The sequence below is a fragment of the Hydrogeniiclostridium mannosilyticum genome, assembly GCF_003268275.1.
Taxonomy (GTDB): domain Bacteria; phylum Bacillota; class Clostridia; order Oscillospirales; family Acutalibacteraceae; genus Hydrogeniiclostridium; species Hydrogeniiclostridium mannosilyticum.
The window spans coordinates 26,136-45,584 of sequence record NZ_QLYR01000001.1; the positions used below are offsets into that span (position 1 = coordinate 26,136).

The 19,449-nt window shown below is 50.7% G+C and carries 15 protein-coding genes and 1 riboswitch; of the genes, 7 read left to right on the forward strand and 8 right to left on the reverse strand.

What is annotated here, in order from left to right; all coding sequences use genetic code 11:
* Positions 1–118 precede the first annotated feature (118 nt).
* On the forward strand, positions 119–1,009 hold the full coding sequence (locus tag DPQ25_RS00130) for a helix-turn-helix transcriptional regulator (RefSeq protein WP_112331163.1): 891 nt from the start codon (positions 119–121) through the stop codon (positions 1,007–1,009).
* 15 nt (positions 1,010–1,024) lie between these two features.
* Here the strand turns inward: DPQ25_RS00130 and DPQ25_RS00135 are convergent, their stop codons facing one another.
* Both DPQ25_RS00135 and DPQ25_RS00140 read right to left on the reverse strand, forming a co-directional pair.
* The gene (locus DPQ25_RS00135) at positions 1,025–1,744 is read right to left on the reverse strand and encodes an NAD-dependent protein deacylase (RefSeq protein ID WP_112331164.1); all 720 of its coding nucleotides are present in this window, start codon (positions 1,742–1,744) and stop codon (positions 1,025–1,027) included.
* A gap of 21 nt (positions 1,745–1,765) precedes the next feature.
* Positions 1,766–3,133: an aldehyde dehydrogenase gene (locus DPQ25_RS00140; RefSeq protein WP_112331165.1), complete on the reverse strand. Its 1,368-nt coding sequence runs from the start codon at positions 3,131–3,133 to the stop codon at positions 1,766–1,768.
* Positions 3,134–3,371: 238 nt separating this feature from the next.
* Here DPQ25_RS00140 and DPQ25_RS00145 point away from each other — a divergent pair, with 238 nt between their 5' ends.
* The 5 genes from DPQ25_RS00145 to DPQ25_RS00165 all read left to right on the forward strand — a co-directional run bounded on the left by DPQ25_RS00145 (position 3,372) and on the right by DPQ25_RS00165 (position 9,625).
* Positions 3,372–4,325 (forward strand): AAA family ATPase, encoded by a 954-nt coding sequence (locus DPQ25_RS00145; RefSeq protein WP_112331166.1) that lies wholly within the window; start codon positions 3,372–3,374, stop codon positions 4,323–4,325.
* A complete protein-coding gene (locus tag DPQ25_RS00150; protein WP_112331167.1) occupies positions 4,318–5,475 on the forward strand; it encodes a DUF58 domain-containing protein in 1,158 nt (385 codons plus the stop codon). The genes DPQ25_RS00145 and DPQ25_RS00150 overlap by 8 nt, the downstream gene beginning before the upstream one ends.
* Complete coding sequence (locus DPQ25_RS00155) at positions 5,475–8,030, forward strand: transglutaminase family protein (RefSeq protein ID WP_177576768.1); 2,556 nt, start codon at positions 5,475–5,477, stop codon at positions 8,028–8,030. Before DPQ25_RS00150 ends, DPQ25_RS00155 begins: the two co-directional genes overlap by 1 nt.
* Positions 8,031–8,136: 106 nt before the next feature.
* Positions 8,137–8,646: a GNAT family N-acetyltransferase gene (locus DPQ25_RS00160; RefSeq protein ID WP_112331169.1), complete on the forward strand. Its 510-nt coding sequence runs from the start codon at positions 8,137–8,139 to the stop codon at positions 8,644–8,646.
* Between the two features lie 16 nt (positions 8,647–8,662).
* Entirely contained in the window at positions 8,663–9,625 is a 963-nt protein-coding gene (locus DPQ25_RS00165) for a type I phosphomannose isomerase catalytic subunit (RefSeq protein ID WP_112331170.1), read from the forward strand.
* A 77-nt stretch (positions 9,626–9,702) separates the two neighbouring features.
* Here the strand turns inward: DPQ25_RS00165 and DPQ25_RS00170 are convergent, their stop codons facing one another.
* Both DPQ25_RS00170 and DPQ25_RS00175 read right to left on the reverse strand, forming a co-directional pair.
* Entirely contained in the window at positions 9,703–10,233 is a 531-nt protein-coding gene (locus DPQ25_RS00170) for a folate family ECF transporter S component (RefSeq protein WP_112331171.1), read from the reverse strand.
* Positions 10,234–10,272: 39 nt separating this feature from the next.
* Positions 10,273–10,372, reverse strand: a riboswitch (THF riboswitch).
* Between the two features lie 65 nt (positions 10,373–10,437).
* Complete coding sequence (locus DPQ25_RS00175; RefSeq protein WP_112331172.1) at positions 10,438–11,787, reverse strand: MATE family efflux transporter; 1,350 nt, start codon at positions 11,785–11,787, stop codon at positions 10,438–10,440.
* Between the two features lie 344 nt (positions 11,788–12,131).
* On the opposite strand from DPQ25_RS00175, the gene DPQ25_RS00180 reads away from it, so the two are divergent.
* A complete protein-coding gene (locus tag DPQ25_RS00180; protein WP_242978166.1) occupies positions 12,132–12,947 on the forward strand; it encodes a hypothetical protein in 816 nt (271 codons plus the stop codon).
* A gap of 85 nt (positions 12,948–13,032) precedes the next feature.
* Here DPQ25_RS00180 and pfkA read toward each other — a convergent pair whose 3' ends face one another.
* The 4 genes from pfkA to rapZ all read right to left on the reverse strand — a co-directional run bounded on the left by pfkA (position 13,033) and on the right by rapZ (position 19,447).
* A complete protein-coding gene (pfkA, locus tag DPQ25_RS00185; RefSeq protein ID WP_112331173.1) occupies positions 13,033–14,001 on the reverse strand; it encodes a 6-phosphofructokinase in 969 nt (322 codons plus the stop codon).
* 125 nt (positions 14,002–14,126) lie between these two features.
* A complete protein-coding gene (locus DPQ25_RS00190) occupies positions 14,127–17,624 on the reverse strand; it encodes a DNA polymerase III subunit alpha (protein WP_242978167.1) in 3,498 nt (1,165 codons plus the stop codon).
* Between the two features lie 13 nt (positions 17,625–17,637).
* Entirely contained in the window at positions 17,638–18,573 is a 936-nt protein-coding gene (gene whiA, locus DPQ25_RS00195; RefSeq protein ID WP_112331175.1) for a DNA-binding protein WhiA, read from the reverse strand.
* A 13-nt stretch (positions 18,574–18,586) separates the two neighbouring features.
* Entirely contained in the window at positions 18,587–19,447 is an 861-nt protein-coding gene (rapZ, locus tag DPQ25_RS00200; RefSeq protein WP_112331176.1) for an RNase adapter RapZ, read from the reverse strand.
* Between the last annotated feature and the right edge of the window lie 2 nt (positions 19,448–19,449).

A 19,449-nucleotide genomic window follows, 5' to 3' on the forward strand; every position in this document is an offset into this window, starting at 1 on the left:
AGAGACAATCTTGAGAAACCTGGATAATCCTGCTATAATAAAGGCAGAAAAAACATGAAATTTCGTCTGCTTCCCTATATTACACCACAAAACAAATTTTTACACGGAGAGATCTGTCATGGATTATTACAAGATCACCCTCGCCAATACCCCGCGCATATTATTTGCGCATCATTATCAAACCAGCGGCTATGCCATGCATCTAAAATCCGATGCCAATTTTATGGAGGCCTTCTATGTCGAGCAGGGATCTATACAAAACCGGCGGGCAGACGGAACCTGCCTCTCCATCCCCGCGGGGAGCTTCTGCATCTCCATGAAAAGACAGGAAGAATGGTTTGAAAGCTCAGAACCCATTCACCGCCATGCCACGGTTGGCTTTCGGCTTTTCTATGAGGCCGAACTCGTTCCGCAGGAGCAGCTGCTCCCTTTTGTGCAGCAGGCGGCGCACAGCTCCTCTTTTGACGGAAACTGGGCGCTAGTACCGGATCGCTATCTTCCGGGTGAGGAATATCCTCAGCTGGAACAGACTGTAAAGACCATTATCCGCTGTTTTTCGGAGGGAGCAGAGACACGCCTGCTCCGCTGCAGCGGATTGATTTTAGAGCTGCTCGCTGAAATCACCACAGCCTGCATCCGCCATGTCCTGTTAAAAAAAGACCGGAGCCTCAACCCCAGTCTTTTTGTATACAGCCAGCGTGCCATACGCTATATTGCCAGCCATATCGAACAGAAAATAACCATTGAAGAAATTGCCCGGGAGCTGGAGATCAGCACCGGTTATCTCAGCCACCTGTTTAAGGCCATGACCGGCCAGACACTCATCACTTACATCAATCGTGTCAAAATTGAGCGGGTGAAAGAATTGCTTCTAATTAATAACGCCATCACCCTGAAAGAGGCGGGCGAAAACGTAGGCATCGAAGACGAAAATTATTTAAGCCGGATTTTTAAACAATATACCGGCCTGTCGGTACGTGAATTTCGCATGCTTCGCATAACCCTGTAATAAACCAGGCATTCCCTATGCCTCGACCTGCGAAAGGACTTCGCCAACCCTGCCGCAAATATGTAAATCCGCCTTCTGGTCCATGGCGGTAGCGGTCTTATTGATTACCACTAGGTATTTACCTGAAAAATAATGAATCAACCCGCTTGCCGGATAAACCGCCAGGGAGGTTCCGGCAATAATCAGCATATCCGCCGCAGAAATCGCCTGCACCGCTCCCCTCAATATATTCTGGTCAAGCCCTTCCTCATATAACACAACATCCGGTTTGACAATACCCCCACAGCCACAGTGCGGGATTCCGGTGCTGTTTAAAAGGAAATCGATGCCATACTCCCGCCCGCACCGCACGCATCGATTCCTCAGCACGGAGCCATGCAGCTCATAGACATTCCGGCTGCCCGCCGCCTGGTGCAGACCGTCTATATTCTGGGTAACAACAGCAAGAAGCTTTCCCTTCTGCTCCAGCTGCGCGAGCTTTTTATGCGCTGCGTTGGGCCTGGCCTGCGGGTAGAGCAACTTGGCGCGGTAAAACTCGAAAAAAGCTTCTGTTTTCTTCTCATACATCGTGTGGCTGAGCATCTCCTCCGGCGGGTAGGCATACTGCTGGTGATATAGGCCGTCTACGCTGCGAAAATCCGGAATCCCGCTCTCCGTTGAAACGCCCGCGCCGCCAAAAAACACGATTCGTCCGCATTCATCCACCATTTTTTGTAAAGCCCGGATTTCATCCATAAAAAATCCCCTCCATTTGCTTCAGCGCATTAATTTTTTAATCGTGCTCAGGCGGTCTCCATATGGCGCATAACGAACCGGAACATCCACCACATTCGATTTTTTCAAAATACTTTTCTGGTGTGAAAAGGTCAAAAAGCCGTAATATCCATGGTAGTTTCCCATTCCGCTCTGCCCCGCGCCGCCGAACGGCATGCGCGGATTAGTCAGGTGTACAACGGTATCGTTGATACAGCCGCCCCCGAAACGCAGTTCATGGCGGAACATTTCCTCATGCTGCGGATTTTTTGTAAAAAGATAAGCTGCCAGCGGTACGGGCTTCTGCTTTAGTTCCTCAAATAAACCGGTGAAGGAATCAAACGTCAGTATCGGAAGAATGGGGCCGAAAATTTCCTCCTGCATAGCGGGGCTGTCCCACGTTGCCTCCTGCAGCAGCGCCGGCTCGATTTTCAGGGTATCCGCATTTGATTTTCCTCCCCACACGGATCTTTCCTGTTCCAGTAAACCAAGCAGGCGATCAAAATGCTTCCGGTTGATAATCTTGCCATAATCCTTCTGCTCAAGCGGAGCATCCCCATACAGGTCAAGAACCGCTTTTTTATAAGCTTCCTCGAAATGGGATTTCACCTTACTGTGAACCGCCACATAATCCGGCGCTACACAGGTCTGCCCCGCATTGATCAGCTTTCCCCAGGCGATTCGGCGGGCGGCAAGGCCAATGTTAGCGGTTTCATCCACAATACACGGACTCTTCCCACCGAGTTCCAACGTCACCGGCGTCAAATGGCGGGCTGCTGCCTGCATAACTACATGGCCTACCGCCGGGCTTCCAGTAAAGAAAATATGGTCAAATTTTTCCCTCAACAGCTCCGTATTGACCGCGCTGCCTCCTTGAAAAATAGTGATATACTCCGCCTCAAAGCTCTCAGCCAGCATCTTTTCGAGGACTGCGGACGTTGCTTCGGAATAGCGGGAGGGCTTAACCACCACGCAGTTGCCCGCGGCAATCGCGGCAACCAGCGGTGCGGCCGTCAACTGAAAAGGATAATTCCATGGCGACATGATGAGAGCTATTCCTTTGGGCTCCTCATATAGCCGGCATGAAGAGGGAAACTGTGTCAGCGGCGCGCGAACACGTTTCGGGCGCGCCCACTTTTTCAGGTACCGCAGGGCATGTCCAATTTCCTCATAAACCATGCCCACCTCTGTGGCATAGCCCTCAAACGCCGGCTTACCCAAATCCGTGCACAGCGCCTCTAAAATTTCAGCTTCATATTTTTGAATGGCCCCCTTTAAAAGCTTCAGCTGCCGCAGCCTGTAGCCGATCGGGCGGGTTGCTCCCGTCAGGAAAAAAGCCCGCTGCTTCTCTATTGCAAGGTGATATTCCATTATTCTTCTCCTTATAATCCTTTTGTGATCTGCTGCTATTTTATTGTAACGCCGTTTATATGCGAAAGGCAAGCAAATTTTGCCCCCATTGCAGTACTAATATACTGCTTTTTGATTTTATTTGCATTAAATATGGTTATTTATTATAATAGAAGTATTATCTGAAAAGATTTGAGCAATTCACTCAAAAATTTAAGCTATGCGTTTTCATCCTACTATTTTAAGAGAGGTTTGGCTTATGCAGCAAAAGGCAAGGCGTATTATAGATGAAATTCAAAAAGTAGTGATTGGCAAGGAAGAGATTATTCAAAAAATCCTGATGGCCATATTAGCCAACGGGCACATTCTGCTGGAAGATATTCCCGGCGTCGGTAAAACCACACTAGCCGTTTCCTTTTCTCAGGCAATGCAACTCCAATATAAACGGTTCCAATTCACGCCGGACACGCTCCCCTCCGATATTACCGGCTTTTCTGTTTTTAACCGTGAGAGCAGGCGTTTGGAATACCAGCCGGGCGCCGCTCTTTGTAATTTATTTCTTGCCGATGAAATTAACCGTACCTCCTCCAAAACACAGAGCGCCCTGCTCGAGGTCATGGAAGAAGGAAAAATTACCGTTGACGGCGTTTCCCATGAAATGCCACACCCCTATACCGTGATTGCTACCCAAAATCCTTTGGGCTTTGCCGGTACACAGGAATTGCCCGAGTCTCAAATAGACCGCTTTATGGTTTGCCTGTCAATGGGCTACCCCACCTATGAGGACGAGGTCCGTATTCTCCGGCAAAAGCACGGGGATAAACCTCCGGCCGCCATTGCCCCAGTGGTCTCCCGGGAGGAAGTGTGCCACATGCAAAGAGAAGCCGCCCGCGTCTATGTGGCGGACGAATTATACCAGTACGCCGCACTGCTCGCCCACACCTCCCGAGGGCACAAAGGGCTTCGCCTGGGCCTCAGCCCACGGGGTACCATTGCTGTGGTTAAAATGGCGCAGGCCTCTGCCTATCTCCTTGAACGAGACTTTGTCATCCCGTCGGACATTACCGCTGTCTTTCCCGCCGTGGCGGCTCATCGCCTGGTTTTGAACAACTCCGCCAGAAGTCAAGGCCTTTCACGTGAAGAGGCTGCTCTGCAAATTCTGGCCGAAACCAAAGCCCCGGTCCTCCATATTGGAGGCGGCCGGCATGGCTAAATACCGTGTTTTTTATGCGGCGGTCGTTACCGCTCTATTTGCCGGTTACCTGTTCTTCCCCGGTTATTTTTTCTGGCTGGCGCTGGTATCCACACTTATTTTACCCTTTTTCTCCCTGCTGCTGACATGGCTGGCAATCAGGAACTCGGCGCCGCAGCTAACATGCGACCAACCAAGCGGGCGCAAGGGTTCTCCGGTCGACTTTATATTCCTGCTGTCCGGAAGAAGCCGGCTGCCGGTTGCCCGAATCACTTTGCTTCTTCGTATACAGAGCAGCCTTTCCGCCGAAGGCAGCACAGAAAAAATCTGTTTTTCCGTAAAGAGCATGCGCTCCTTTTCGCTGGTCCAAAAGTGCACCCCACTGACCTGCGGGCAATTCTCCTGCACGGTGGAGCAAATCCGTTTTTGGGATTATCTCGGGCTCTTTTCCTTTACAAAAAAGGTTCCATGCAGCGCCTATACGGAGGTCCTTCCTGATATGACAGCGCTCGATTTCGCCGCCCGGCCCTCTTCCCCGGGAGAAAGCCTTCTTCTGGCGCAAAAAGGAAATTTTAACGGAGAATCCTCTCAGGTGCGTCCTTATCAGAACGGCGACTCTCTTCGTACCGTTCACTGGAAGCTTTCCGCCAAGCAGGAAAAGATTCTGGTTCGTGAAAGCTTTGCAGCGCAGGACTGCGGACTTGCCATTTATTTAGATTTCTGCGGAAGAAATATGGATTTAGATTGCCTTTTGGAGGCGCTTGGAATCCTTGGGAGCACCCTTTCCTTCAACCATGTTCCCTATCGGCTGCAATGGTACTCGGCAAAGGATCAGCGAGTCCGAAGTGAAGCCATATGGGCACTCGAAAATTTAACCCATGCCCTGCACTTACTGCTGGGAGAACCTCCCTGCTCCGGCCATACGCTTATGCATTTGCCGGCAAGTCCGGTCCATACGCTGGCGGTACTGACCGCCGATAGCAAAGCGCTGTCATCCCTTTCGCTTCCAGCTACGCTTCGCACACTCCTGTTACTGACAATAAATCCGCAAAGCCCTGCCCAGCCTCAAAGCGGATCCCCCCATTGCCACATCCGCCACCAAACAATTACCGCAACTCATATCAGAGAAAATTTATCGGAGGCACTTTCCTCCCTACAGGATCAACCATGATGAAAAAAACAAACAGAGCCCTTAAAAAAATCGATACCAGCCAGGCGGGCTTCATTCTTGAGCCTCCTGTGCTTCGGGCAAAAAAACAGGCATGGTTTTCAGCCTTCATATTAGACTTTTTATTGCTGGCGTCAGCGATCTCCGGCACCGTACTGATCTTCTTTTCTGTTTTCCCGCTTGCCGTAGATTTTTGGGTTTTAGGGGCTATGCTCCTGTTTTTTACCCTCTTTTTTACGGTTGCCTTTGTCTTTCCAAAACCGGGGAATCTACTGGTTCTTTTCTTTGCCGTTTTATATTGCCTGTGCACCTATCTTCTACGTGCGGAGCTAGCCCAGGGCCTCATTCTCTGTGTAAACCAGGTTATCGAGCGTCTAAACGATTTGTTAGGCAGCCATTTTCTGCTCTATGTGACCGAGGTTAGCGACTATTCGACTCAACGGCAGCGCTGTACGCTGTTTGTCCTTTTTATGCTTACCGCTTTTTTATGCCTGCTGGCCTGGGTAGTAATCCGAAAAAAGAGCACGCTGCCGGCCTTTCTTCTAACTTTTCCGCTGCCGCTAATACTGCTCAACTTCACCCCTTACCCGCTTATTTTCTTGTTATTTCTGATATTTTGGCTGGTCCTGTTTATTGGCGCCCTTGGTGATAAAAAAGCAAAGGACCGTCTTAAGAAAGAAATAAGCGTCCATTATCTTGAATCCGGGCATCGCTCAGTAAGAAGCCGGTTGCTATGGCTCCCCCTGCTGATATGCCTTACAGCAGCCCTTTCCCTGTTTTTCTTCCGTTATGAACCGCGGCAGCCACAAATTCTAAACCATTGGCGGACGCAGGTTACAGAAGCCGTCCAAACCCTATGGACTGGGGGCGCTTCTATCACGCCCTATGGAGCTACATTGGACCGGGCGGATCTGACGCAGGGAGGACACATCAGCTTCAGCGGAGAAACCGCCCTGCGTGTCAAGGCCACAAGCCCGGCCCCAATGTATCTGAAAGGATTTACCGGCTCCGTTTATACCGGCTTTTCTTGGGAGCCGCTGCCGGATTCCTCCTTTTCCGAAATAAGCGCCGCCGTACCCGATTCATCACTCCTGAATCTGTCCGCCCAATTAGATACGGCGATCCTTCAGCGCCACAATACACAGTTTATACAGCGGACCTCCTACCAGGAATTAAGCTTGCAAAATATCCGTACCAACCAAAAAACAATCTACTTCCCTTATTTTCTCTCAACTACGCCGCAGAACTTGCCGCAGGGACAATTTGTAAGCGACCATTTCATCCGTTCTCCTTTGCCGCTGGGCTCCGCCACCTATCGGCTGGAGGCCCTTTCTCTCGGCCTGAATCGGAAAAGCCGGGATATGAGCGCCGCTTTTTTTCTGGAGAACGGCAGGTGGGAAACGGAAAATTACTTTCAAAACACACAGGTTATTTCCCTTAATTCTACGGAGGCATTGGAACACTTTTACTGCGCCCCTGTTTCAGATACGCTTCTCCTTCAGCTCGACGGTGAGGCCCGGGCGCTTATGGAGCTGGAAACCGCCTATTCTCGCTTTGCATATGAGCATTACACCACTCTGCCGGACAATCTTAAAAATAAGCTGCGCAGCTATTTGCAGACACATTTCATGCAATTTGTACCAGACGCATCTGGAAATGTCAACCTTTCCCTGGACGCTATTGTAACCGCCATTCAGACAATGGTACAGACCAGCGCTGCCTATACCTTGTCTCCGGGAACCCCACCGGACGGCCGGGATTTTGTGGATTATTTTTTATTTGAGAACCGTCAGGGGTACTGCGTCCACTTTGCCAGCGCCGCTGTTGCCCTATTGCGCGCTTATGGGATTCCCGCCCGGTATGCCGAAGGCTATATTATAACAAATGAAGAAATACAGCAGGCCCAGCCGGATGGTTGGATGAATATCCCGGACTCCAAAGCACATGCCTGGGCTGAATACTATCTTCCGGGTACCGGCTGGGTTCCTCTGGAGGCCACACCGGGCTATACCACGGCCCCCGGCAATACGGGTGTCGTCCAGAGCCCTGCTCCTTCCTCTGTTACCTCAGAGCCCGCCCCCTCCTCCGCCTCTATGGAATCCTCCCCGGCAGCCTCGGTCTCCTCCCTACCTGCCACAGACAGTTTTTCGCCTACCGCTCAGGAGGTCTCCACACCTACTGCGGCAGAGGGAGCCAAGCCCGCCGACTTTCTCCCCATTGTCATTTTTCTTCTGATCCTCCTGATCCCGCTGTCGTTGATTTTTATCCGGCATTTTATTGCCGTCAGACGGTTCCAACAGCTCTTACAAGCCGAGGATACCAATAAATCCCTGCTGAAAATGCACCAAAAGCTGGTCGGATTACTATCCTATGCCGGCCTAAGGGAGCCAGATTTTACACAAGAGCTTGCGCAAAAAGCGCGCTACAGCGCCCACAAAATAACACCGGAGGAACAGAAAGTACTCTATGACTTTTACCAAAAAACAGCCCGCGAATATGAGCAAACATTGCCCGCATGGAAAAAGCTTCTCTTCCGATATTGGCATCATTACCGGTAATCGAAGCCCGAATAGTTGACAGTGAAAAAAATCGGCAGTATGATAGCTAGGGCTCTTTTTCTATATCGGGCTGGAATAACCGTTGTATCAAGGAGGTAATAAGAAGATGGCGGAGGTTATACTGCGGGCATATGAGCGTCGGGATGCCGCTGGCGCCGTAAAAATATGGAATGATATTACTAGAACCGGCAACGCTTTTCCCGGGGAGATTGAATATACAGCTGAAAGCATTAACTCCTTGTTTCAGGAACAAACACGGACCGTATGCGCCCTCCTAGATGAACAGGTTGCCGGCTTCTATATCCTACACCCCAACAATATTGGACGCTGCGCTCACATCGCCAACGCCTCCTATGGGGTAAGCCATGCTGTGCGCGGCCACGGTATTGGCCGCAGGCTGGTTTTGCATTCCCTAACTACAGCCCGGGAATGCGGTTTTCGCGGGCTGCAATTCAATGCGGTTGTTGCCTCAAATACCCGCGCTGTGACACTTTATGAAAGCTGCGGCTTTCAGCGGATTGGCAAAATCCCAGGCGGTTACCATACAAAATCCGGCGGCTATGAAGATATCTACATCTATTTTTATAATCTTGTCAATGAAAATCAAAATGAATAATAGGAGGAAGCATATCATGGAACCACTTCGCCTAAATTCACCCCTTAAAGATTATATCTGGGGTGGGACGCGGCTAAAAACAGAATTTGGAAAAAGCACCAGACTGGAAAGGGTTGCGGAAAGCTGGGAACTCTCTTGCCACAAGGACGGTCCCAGTTTGATTGAGAACGGTGATTTTGCGGGTAAAACCCTACCGGAATATATCAAGATACAGGGAAAAAGCGTCCTGGGCACAAATTGTGAAAAGTTTGACTATTTCCCCATTTTAATTAAATTGATCGATGCCCAGGATAATCTGTCTGTTCAGGTACACCCGGACAATAACTACGCTTTACGTGTTGAGGGAGAGTACGGCAAAACGGAAATGTGGTATATCGTCGACTGTGCGGAAGGTGCTTCACTGATTTACGGCTTCGACCATGAAATTTCCGCGGAAGAGTTTGCACGGAGGATTCAGGACAACACTCTCTTGAATGTCTGCAATATTGTCCCCGTCAAAAAAGGCGACGTATTTTTTATAGAGGCAGGGACGCTTCATGCGATTGGAAAAGGTATTCTCATAGCCGAAATCCAGCAAAATTCCAACACTACTTACCGCGTTTACGATTATGGACGTGTGGGCGCAGACGGAAACCCCCGGCAGCTTCACATTGAAAAAGCAAAAGAGGTTACAAAACGCCTTCCCCCTACCAGGGATTGCCGCCCGTTAGGCCCCTCTGAGCAGCGGGACGGCTATATTTACACACTGCTGAACCAGTGCGAATATTTTACGGTGGAGCACTACGAAATCAGCCAAAGCGCTTCTCTAAATGCAACGCCGGAATCCTTTCATGCCGTTCTTGCCATCGACGGCAGTGGAACGTTATGCTACGGCGGCCGTTCCTATCCCCTTCAAAAGGGAGACAGCTATTTCATTCCCGCTGGCATCGGCAGTTATTCTCTTAAAGGAAAAATAGACTGCATAATCAGCCGGGTCTAAACCCTTCAGATAAAAGCAGCGCTCTGGTCTCTTTATGAGACAGAGCGCTGCTTTTTATCTGAAGTATATGCTATTCATCATCCCGCTGCTCGGGGAAAAAGATACTTTTCAAGCCCCTGAAGCCTACCGGCAAGTAAACGAATGACTACAATCTGGAACGGCGCCATCATAACGGATTTAACAATCCGCGTCGGTAATAACGCTAAATAGGCTTTCCCTGTGGTCATCTGAATCCAAATAGTGTTCACAAATAGATTTAAGACAACCGCAATAATTCCCACTGCACAGGCTACCCGCCAAACTGTTACCACTCTGCGGTGCAAAAAAAGGCCGTAGACTAAGCCCGTCAGAAATGCTGTTACAGTGTAGCCAGGGAAATACGCGCCTACCGGGAAAAGGATTGCCCCCATAAAATCACCCAGGCCCGCAACCAGCGCCGCAGGCACCGGTCCAAACAAAATACCTGTAGCCGATATGGGAATAAAGGCAAAGGTGACCCGAATGATTGGCAACTGGATGGAGAAAAACCGGGAAAGGATAATCTCCATTGCCAGCAGCAGGGCGAGAATTGCGAGGTTGCGGGGTTGCAATTTAGACTGTTTCGACATAAAAAAGACCTCCTTATCTTGCCACATTAAGAAGGCTGTGGCAGCGGACGCGAGGCCGAACCGCAAATTCAATCCTGAATTTTTCGTCCGCCGGCAACTTCCCATCCGGCAGCACTTAACGCTCGGCCTCTACTCTGACGCCTTTTATTATAGCAAATTAGGAAAGCCTTGTATAGGGGAACATACCAATCCTATAAAAAACATTTAGCCTGCAGGCTCCAGCAGGATTTTTTTCTCATATATAAACCAGGTGATTATCAACGGTATTGCTGCGGCTGCCCAGGCTATTGGGGTGGCAAAGCACACACCGGCGTAGCCAATCAGCGGCGCCATCAGCGCAACCGCAACGCGTATAACCAGCTCTGCAACCCCACCCATCAAGGGCATAAACGACCGGCCAACGCCTTGCAGGGCATTGCGGTACACAAACAGCAGCCCAAGGAATACCAGAAAAATAATGACAATATAAAGATATTGCTGAGCAGCATTGAGCGCTATACCGATGGTCTGATCATCTGTACCGGTAATAAACAGGCGCACCAGAGGCTCCCAGAAAAAGAAAGCAATCAGCATGCCAAGGGCCGTCGCCGCCAGGGTAAGCCATACGCATTTGCGCACGCCCTCCTTCAGGCGGTCTATTTTTCCGGCCCCATAATTCTGCCCGGCATAGGTTGCTATTGTCACGCCCATTGTTGCCAGCGGCTGTTCTATCAACTGTTCCACCTTGGCCGCCGCAGAAAAGCCCGCAACCATGACAGAGCCAAACCGGTTAATCGCTCCCTGCAGTACAATAACGCCCACCGCCGTAATTGAAAACTGAAAGGCCATTGGCGATCCAATTCTCATCAGCAACCCACAGGTGGAAGCCCGAATTTTCCAATCCTTCCGCTGGAATTTCAATACGGGAAACTTTTTAGCCGTATAAAATAGGCATAAAAAACCGGAAACTGCTTGGGAAATAATGGTGGCCCAGGCAGCGCCTGCAACGCCCATATAAAAATAGCGTATAAAAACAATATCGAGCACGACATTCAGAACAGAGGCCACGATCAAAAAATAAAGCGGTGTTTTGCTGTCCCCTAAAGCGCGCAGAACGCCGGAAATCATGTTATAAAACACAGAGGCTGAAATCCCATAAAAAATAACCACCACATAATCGTAGGTAAACTGGATCGTGTCCTCCGGCGTATTCATCAGCTCCAGTAGCGGCCAGGTGGCCGCTACGCTGATTACTGTCAAAACTACAGAAATGAGAATACACAGCACCGTAGACATCGCCACGGAATGCCGTAGCTCGTCCTCATCCCCTGCCCCAAACCGCTGGGCAATCACCACTGAAAAACCTCCGGTAAGCCCCGTACAAAAGCCCAATATCAAAAAGATGATGGAACCCGATATACCTACAGCCGCCAATGCCTGCATTCCCAGATATTGGCCGACGATGATAGAATCCACCATATTATAAAATTGCTGAAAAACATTGCCTATCAGCAACGGCACAGAAAATGCCAGCATTAGCTTTACAGGGCTTCCCTGCGTTAAATCCCTGGTCAAATGATCTATTCCTCCTTATGGCCGGTCCGGCGGACACCTTTTAAATTTAAATCTCAGCTACAGCGATTAATTATAGCATCCTTTTCCGCCTGAAATCTACTAGAAGGAACAGAAAAAATCCAAGTTTGCGCTCAAGAATTATTAGTCAATAAAACAAATTGTTTTATGAAAAATTCAATTCCCACTGTCCCTTTTGATAACGCCTTCATAGAATATTATATAAGCACAAACGCCGGAACGGCCCCTTATTTTTCTGTAACACAATTTAGACAGCTCCATAAAATGGAATGAGAACTTTGGAAGGTCGCCAGCGTTTTCAATTGAGAAAGCTAGGAGGTTTCGTTATGGACGAAAATAACTTTGGTTCAGCAACAGAGTCGCCAAACTGCTTTAAAGAGGCTGTTTGTATCGACGCTATGCGGGTGTACGACTCTTGTGGAGACAAGAGCTGCCTGGAGGACCTGCGCGTCTACTTCACCCCTGATAAGCACGAGCTCATTGAGCAGGCAGCCAACGTCCGCCTGCGCAGTGTCGACGTCATCACCGTTTACCTAGATCTTGAGCCCGTTCCCTTCAACAAGGGCTTCTACTCTGTCGACATGACATTTTTCTTTGATGTCTGTCTGGATCTCTTCTGTGCACCGGCATCCGGCCCCGTCATTGTCAGCGGTATTTCCATCTTCAATAAAAAGGTGGTTCTGTACGGCAGCGAGGGCAACGTAAAAATGTTCAATTCCGACAACAGTTTTGACGAAATTGACGCGTCTTATTGCGGCAGGGTTCTGCCCAAAGCGACCGTACAGGTGGCAGAACCGATCGGCCTCTCCGCACGCATCTGCGACGCCCCGCCCTGCGGCGAATGCTGCTGCCGCATTCCCGAATGCATCTGCAGACGGTACGGCGGCGAATTTGAAACCTGCCGCGGCCGTTCAGTGTACGTCACCCTCGGCCTATTCACCATTGTACAGATTGTACGCAACGTTCAGATGCTGATTCCCGCTTATGACTTCTGTATTCCGGAGAAGGAGTGCACTACGACCTCGGATAACCCCTGCGAGATGTTCCGCCGGATCGAATTCCCAACCGATGAATTTTTCCCGCCCAAGGTCGGGGACTGCGGCTGCGAAAACAACATCCATAAGCAAAACTGCGGCAAATAATGCCCTGCAAAAAAAGGAACCCTGCTTTAAAACAGGGTTCCTTTTTACTATCTTGAAGGAGAAACCGAACCGGCATATTGTTTCATTAAATGGAAATTTTAAGGGCGATTTCGTAAAGCTTTTTATTAAATGTCCGCTCCATTGCCAAGGCCTCGGTAATGTCTAGATCCGTAATTTTTCCATCCCGCATAACGACAACACGGTTTTGCTTTCCCTCGGCCAGCAGAGTCACCGCACGGTATCCCATTTCACTGGCTACCACACGGTCACGCCGGGTCGGGGAACCGCCGCGCTGCACATGGCCCAGCACTGTAGCGCGGGTTTCAATACCCGTTCTGGCTTCAATATCCTTTGCCAGCCTATCCACTCCGCCGACGCCTTCCGCCACGACAATGATAAAATGTTTTTTCCCCGTTTTTTTCGTAAAGCGCATACGTTCAACGACATCCTTATCGAGGTCAAACGGAACCTCTGGCACCAGGATTGTCGTTGCACCGACAGCTATGCCCGTCTGCAAGGCCAAATCGCCGCATCTACGCCCCATCACCTCAACCACGCTGCACCGGCTATGGGACTCCATGGTGTCGCGCAGGCGGTCTACCATGTCAATCGCCGTGTTCATCGCCGTATCAAAACCAATCGTATACTCACTGCTGGCAATATCATTATCAATGGTACCCGGAATTCCCACACAGGGAATCCCTTCGCTGGTCAGGTCACGGGCGCCACGGAAAGAACCGTCGCCGCCAATAACGACAATTCCGTCAATACCCATCTTGCGGGCCATTTCCGCCGCCTGCCTGACGCCCTCCGGGGAATTAAATTTGGGGCTACGCGCCGTATAAAGCATGGTACCGCCGCGGTGAATAATATCCGAAACACTGCGGAGATCCATCTCAAACAGGTCCCCCTCCAATAACCCATTATATCCCTGCCGGATTCCCAGCACACGCATGCCGGAGGTCAAGCCCGTTCTGGCTACGGCACGAATAGCGGCATTCATTCCCGGCGCATCGCCGCCGCTTGTTAAAACCGCAATTGTCTTTTTGCTCATCTTACAGCCTCCTATTACTCAGCCCTAGACTGTCTCTACAATTCATAATTCTTCATAATCATTATATCGGTACTTCCGGTATTTATCAACCTAAAAACTATGGATGTTAGTTTCTTGGATATGGACTATTGTTGTCCCTCCTGAACTACCGCCACATTTTTTTCTCCCAGCACCTTTTTAAGCTCACGCAGCAAAACCTCATTCACGTCTACCCTGAGAGAAAAGGGCGCCATCATCAGCTTTTTGGTATCGTTCATGTAGATATACAGCGGTGTCATCCCGTCAAAAACAGCCAGCAGCTTTTTAGCCTTGTCGTACTCTTTGCTCTGTTCCCCCGGTACTTTTAAGTATAGCCCCGGCCTTTTTTGCGGCTTTGCGGCGGGCCCATCCGTTTTTTTCTGCAGCAGCTCCTGAGGGGAGCCCGCTTCCTCGACCCGACTGCAAACCAGCTTGGCCTCCTCGTCCTCGCGGCGGCTGATACGGCCCGTCAGCCTGATGATTTTTCCCTCTACCATATATTGTCCGTATTCACCCAGGGTTTTCGGGAACACCAGCACCTCAATCGCGCCAAACATATCCTCAAGGGTCAAAAACGCCATTGTGCTATTATTTTTTGTGACCTTCATCTTTATTCCCACAAGCACCCCCAGGACCGTCTCCATCTTTCCGTCCGGATAATGGCCGGCCTGTTCCTCATCCAATAAATCTCCGATTCTGGCAACCCGTATTTTTCCATAAACCGAAGCATATTCAGCCATGGGATGGCCCGAGAGGAACATGCCCGTAACTTCCTTTTCATAGGCTAATTTATCCGATGCAGAATAATCCGGTAGCCGCCGGATGACAAAATCCTCCTGAGCCCCTGCCGGCTGCAAATCAAAAAAGCCAATCTGGCCTTCCACATTTCTTTTTCGGTCGGCCTCGAGATGTTCCAGCACCGCGCCTACATTTTCCAGCATTTCACGGCGGTTATGGTCCAAACCATCCAAGGCGCCGCTTTTGACCAGGCTCTCCAGCGCCCTGCGGTTCAGGGACTCAAACATGCGCTTGCAAAAATTATAAAACGTATTAAATTTGCCCGCCTTATCGCGCTCCTCAAGAATCTTCTCAATGACGCCGCGCCCCAGGTTGCGAATAGCCAACAGGCCAAAGCGGATATCCTCTCCTGAGACGTTAAAGCCCAGCTTACTCTCATTGACGTCCGGCGGAAGCACCTGAATATTCAGCCGCGTACATTCGGCAATATAAGAGGAGAGCTTGTTGCTGTTATCCAGCACGCTGGTCAGCAGCGCCGCCAGGTATTCCCGGGGATAATAGCATTTCAGCCAGGCGGTGCGGTATGATATGGTTGCATAAGCAGCCGCATGCGGCTTATTAAAGGCATACGACGCAAAGCTCTCCATTTCATTAAAGATATCCTCGGCCACCTTTGCAGGCACGCCGTTTTTCTCACAGCCCGGCACCGCCACGGACCCATCGTCGTTGAGCAGCCCATGCAGGAAAATCTCCTTCTCCCGCTCCATTACATCGTGCTTCTTTTTGCTCATCGCCCGCCGCACAATGTCGGCCCTCCCCAGGGAATAGCCCGCCAGGCTGCGGAAAATCTGCATGACCTGCTCCTGATAAACAATACAGCCGTAAGTAACATCCAGAATGTCCTTCAGCAACGGGTGCTTATACTGAATCCTCTCCGGATGATGGCGGCACTCGATATAGCGCGGGATCGAATCCATGGGACCGGGGCGGTAGAGCGAGATCACCGCGATCAGGTCTTCCAGCCTTTCCGGACGCAGCTGCATAATTACGCTGCGCATACCGGCAGATTCAAACTGAAAAACCCCCTCCACATTTCCCGCCGTGAGCATCTCATAAACCTTCGGGTCGTCAAGATCAATTTCCTCCAGGGAAAAACCAGGCGCTTCCCTGCGGATCATTTCCTCCGCATCGTGCATGACCGAGAGGTTTCTCAGGCCTAAAAAGTCCATTTTCAAGAGGCCGAGTTCCTCCAGCGTTGTCATGGTAAACTGTGTCACCACAGAGTCCCCGTTTTTTGCAAGCGGCACATACTCGCTGACGGGCTTGTCCGTAATAACAACACCAGCCGCATGCGTCGAGGTGTTGCGCGGCATGCCCTCGACCTTTTTAGCCATATCAATCAGTTCATGAATTTTAGGGTCTGTATCGTACCGCTGGCGCAGCTCCTGCGATTTCTTCAGGGCGGCCTCCAGCGTGATATTCAGCTCCATCGGCACCAGCTTGGCAACGCTGTCCACCACATTATAAGGCACCGCCATTGCCCGCCCAACATCGCGGATAGAACCACGCGCTGCCATGGTGCCAAAGGTTACGATTTGTGCCACATGGTCGGCGCCATATTTAGACACCACATAGTCTATCATCTCAGATCGGCGTTCATCGCTGAAATCAATGTCAAAGTCCGGCATGCTGACACGCTCCGGGTTTAAAAAGCGTTCAAAAAGCAGGCTATAGCGAATGGGGTCAATGTCGGTGATGCCCATACAATAGGCCGCCATGCTGCCGGCGCCGGAACCACGGCCCGGGCCAACCGGGATGTCAACGCTCTTGGCGTAGTGAACAAAATCATAAACAATCAGATAATAATTGACATACCCCATCCGCTGAATAGTACTGATTTCATACTCCAGCCGGTCAATCAGCATTTGCTCGGGCTGTTCTCCATAGTGACGGTGCAGGCCCTCATAGCAAAGCGTGCGAAAGTAAGCCGTATTCTCTTGACCATTCGGGGTTTCAAATTTGGGCAGCTTTGTGTTGCCGAATTCAAACTCAACATTACAGCGCTCCGCAATTTTGACGGTATTGTCCGCGGCCTCGGGATTATTTGGAAAGAGCGCGCGCATCTCCTCTTCGGTCTTATAATAAAACTCATCGGAGGCAAACTCCATCCCGTCCTCATCCTCCACCGTGTGGTTCGTTTGGATGCACAGCAGGATATGGTGCATTTTACTGTCTTCTTTTTCAATGTAATGACAGTCGTTTGTAACCACCAAGGGAATGCCCGTTTCCTCCGACAGGCGGATAATGGAAGGGTTTATCAGCTGTTGATCCCGAATCCCATGGTCTTGAAGCTCCAGGTAAAAATTGCCCTCGCCAAAAATACCGCGGTATTTCAGCGCCGCCTCTCTGGCGGCGTCATAATCGTTGCGCACCAAAGCACGGGGGATCTCTCCCGCCAAGCAGGCGGAAAGAGCAATCAAGCCCTCATGGTGCCGCTCCAAAAGCTCAAAATCTACACGCGGCTTACTGTAAAAGCCTTCTGTCCAAGCCTGCGAGACCATAGCAATCAGGTTCTGATAACCGGTTTCATTTTCGCACAGCAGCACCAGATGGCGGCTCTCTGCATCCAATTCATGAATTTTGTCGAACCGGGTGCGCTGAGCCACATAAACCTCACAGCCAATAATGGGTTTTATCCCCCTTTTCTTCGCTGCCTTGTAAAAATCCACCGCACCATACATGACACCGTGGTCCGTGATTGCTACCGCCTGGTCCCCTCTTGCCGCAGCCGTATCCAACAGACGGTTGATTCGGCAGGCGCCATCCAACAGGCTATATTCTGTATGTAAATGCAGATGTACAAACAATCGTCCGTTCCTCCTACTCTTTTTTATGCTCCAAGGCCTCAGCCATTTCTAAAATTTTATGAAAACGGCGGTGTATGCCGGACCGGCTCACACGCTCCGTCAAACGCCCCTCCAGTTCCCGCAGCGTCATTTCCGGGTTCTGGTAGCGCAGCCATGCCAGTTCCCGCAATTCCTCCGGGAAGGCCTCCCACCCCTTCGGCCCCGCAATGACAGCCTGAATCGCCAGCAGCTGGCGCGCCGAGGCCGAGGCAGTCTTATCTAAATTTGCAGTCTCAAAATTTGTCCTGCGGTTGACGTTATTGCGCACCTCTTTGAGCATTTTTTCCTGCATGACTTCCATGGAGGCATTTTGTGCGCCCATAAAGGTCAAAAGGTCCTCCACGTTGCCGCTTCCATTCAGGTAAACGACAAAATTTCCCTTCCGGTTGGCGATGCCGGGCTGCAGCGCTATGCCATCAAGCCCGGCAAGCACCTGTTGCAGGTCGTTTGCCAGCTTCATAAACGGTACTGTAAATTCCAGCCGGTAATCCTTTTTAGGATTAGTAACGGTTCCGCAGCTTAAAAAGGCCCCTCTGAGAAAGGAGCGCTCACAGCAGGGCTTTTCAAGCATATCCATTTGTAACCTCAAATTAATCGCATTCAGCGGCTGCGCAAAAAAATGCATCATTTCCGCGCGCTGGTCCCTGCCGGGAATGGTGACGGTAAAAGACAGCCGTTCCCTTCCCCGATGTACCAGGGCCGACGATATGTCCGCCATACATCCGCACAGCTCCGCTGCCAGTTGGGCCGCAACCCGGGCAACCGGCGCGCTCTCGGTCACCAGTGCAATTTCCTGAAATGAAAAGGCTTTTGCAAAAAGGAACAGGCCGTAACACTCCGCTCTTTGGCAGCAGATCTTTTGAGTGTCCACCGCTGCCAGTTCACGCTTTGCATCCGCTGAAAAGGACATTTCACCCACACCCTTATAACTTCCGAATATCCCGATGATTCACGCTGGCACGCCGTCCGGCCTCAACCAAATGGTTATAGAGCAGCTGCGCCAAGGTCACCGAACGGTGCTTCCCGCCCGTACAGCCAATAGAGATCATCAGCTGGCTCTTGCCCTCATCGCAGTACAGGGGAAGCATATAATCAATTAGACTGATCAGGCGCTGGACAACCCCCTTTGTCTGCTCCCACCGCATGACATAACTGCGGACCGGCTCGTCCAGCCCTGTCAGATTTTTTAGTTCCTCCACATAAAATGGGTTCGGCAAGCAGCGAACGTCGAAGACCAGGTCCGATTCCGCAGGAACGCCATATTTAAAGCCAAAGGAAACACAGTGAATCATCAGCGCATCCGAGGCATTTCCCAGGAAAAGGCTGGAGATTCGTTCCTTGAGCTGGGCCGGGGAAAGAAAGGAGGTGTCGATGATAAAATCCGCGCGCTCCCGCACCGGGCGCAGCACCTCTCGCTCCAGCTTAACGGCCTGCTCCAAACTGCCCATATAACTGTCCGCCAGCGGATGCTTGCGCCGCGTCTCCTTAAAGCGGTTGCTCAGAACAAAATCGGCGGCATCCAGAAAAAGGATCTTATAATCCATCCGCTCATTTCTGAGCTGCTCCAGAGAGTCGAACAATGTGTTGAACATATCGCCGCCGCGAATATCCGTTACCACGGCAACCCGGCTAAAGGGCTGCTTCGCACTGCGGCAAAGCTGATGGAAGGTCGGTATAAGCTGTGGCGGGATATTATCTACACAATAGAATCCAATATCCTCCATTGCACTGATCGCCCTGGATTTTCCCGCGCCGGACATCCCCGTCACTACCACAAATTCCATAC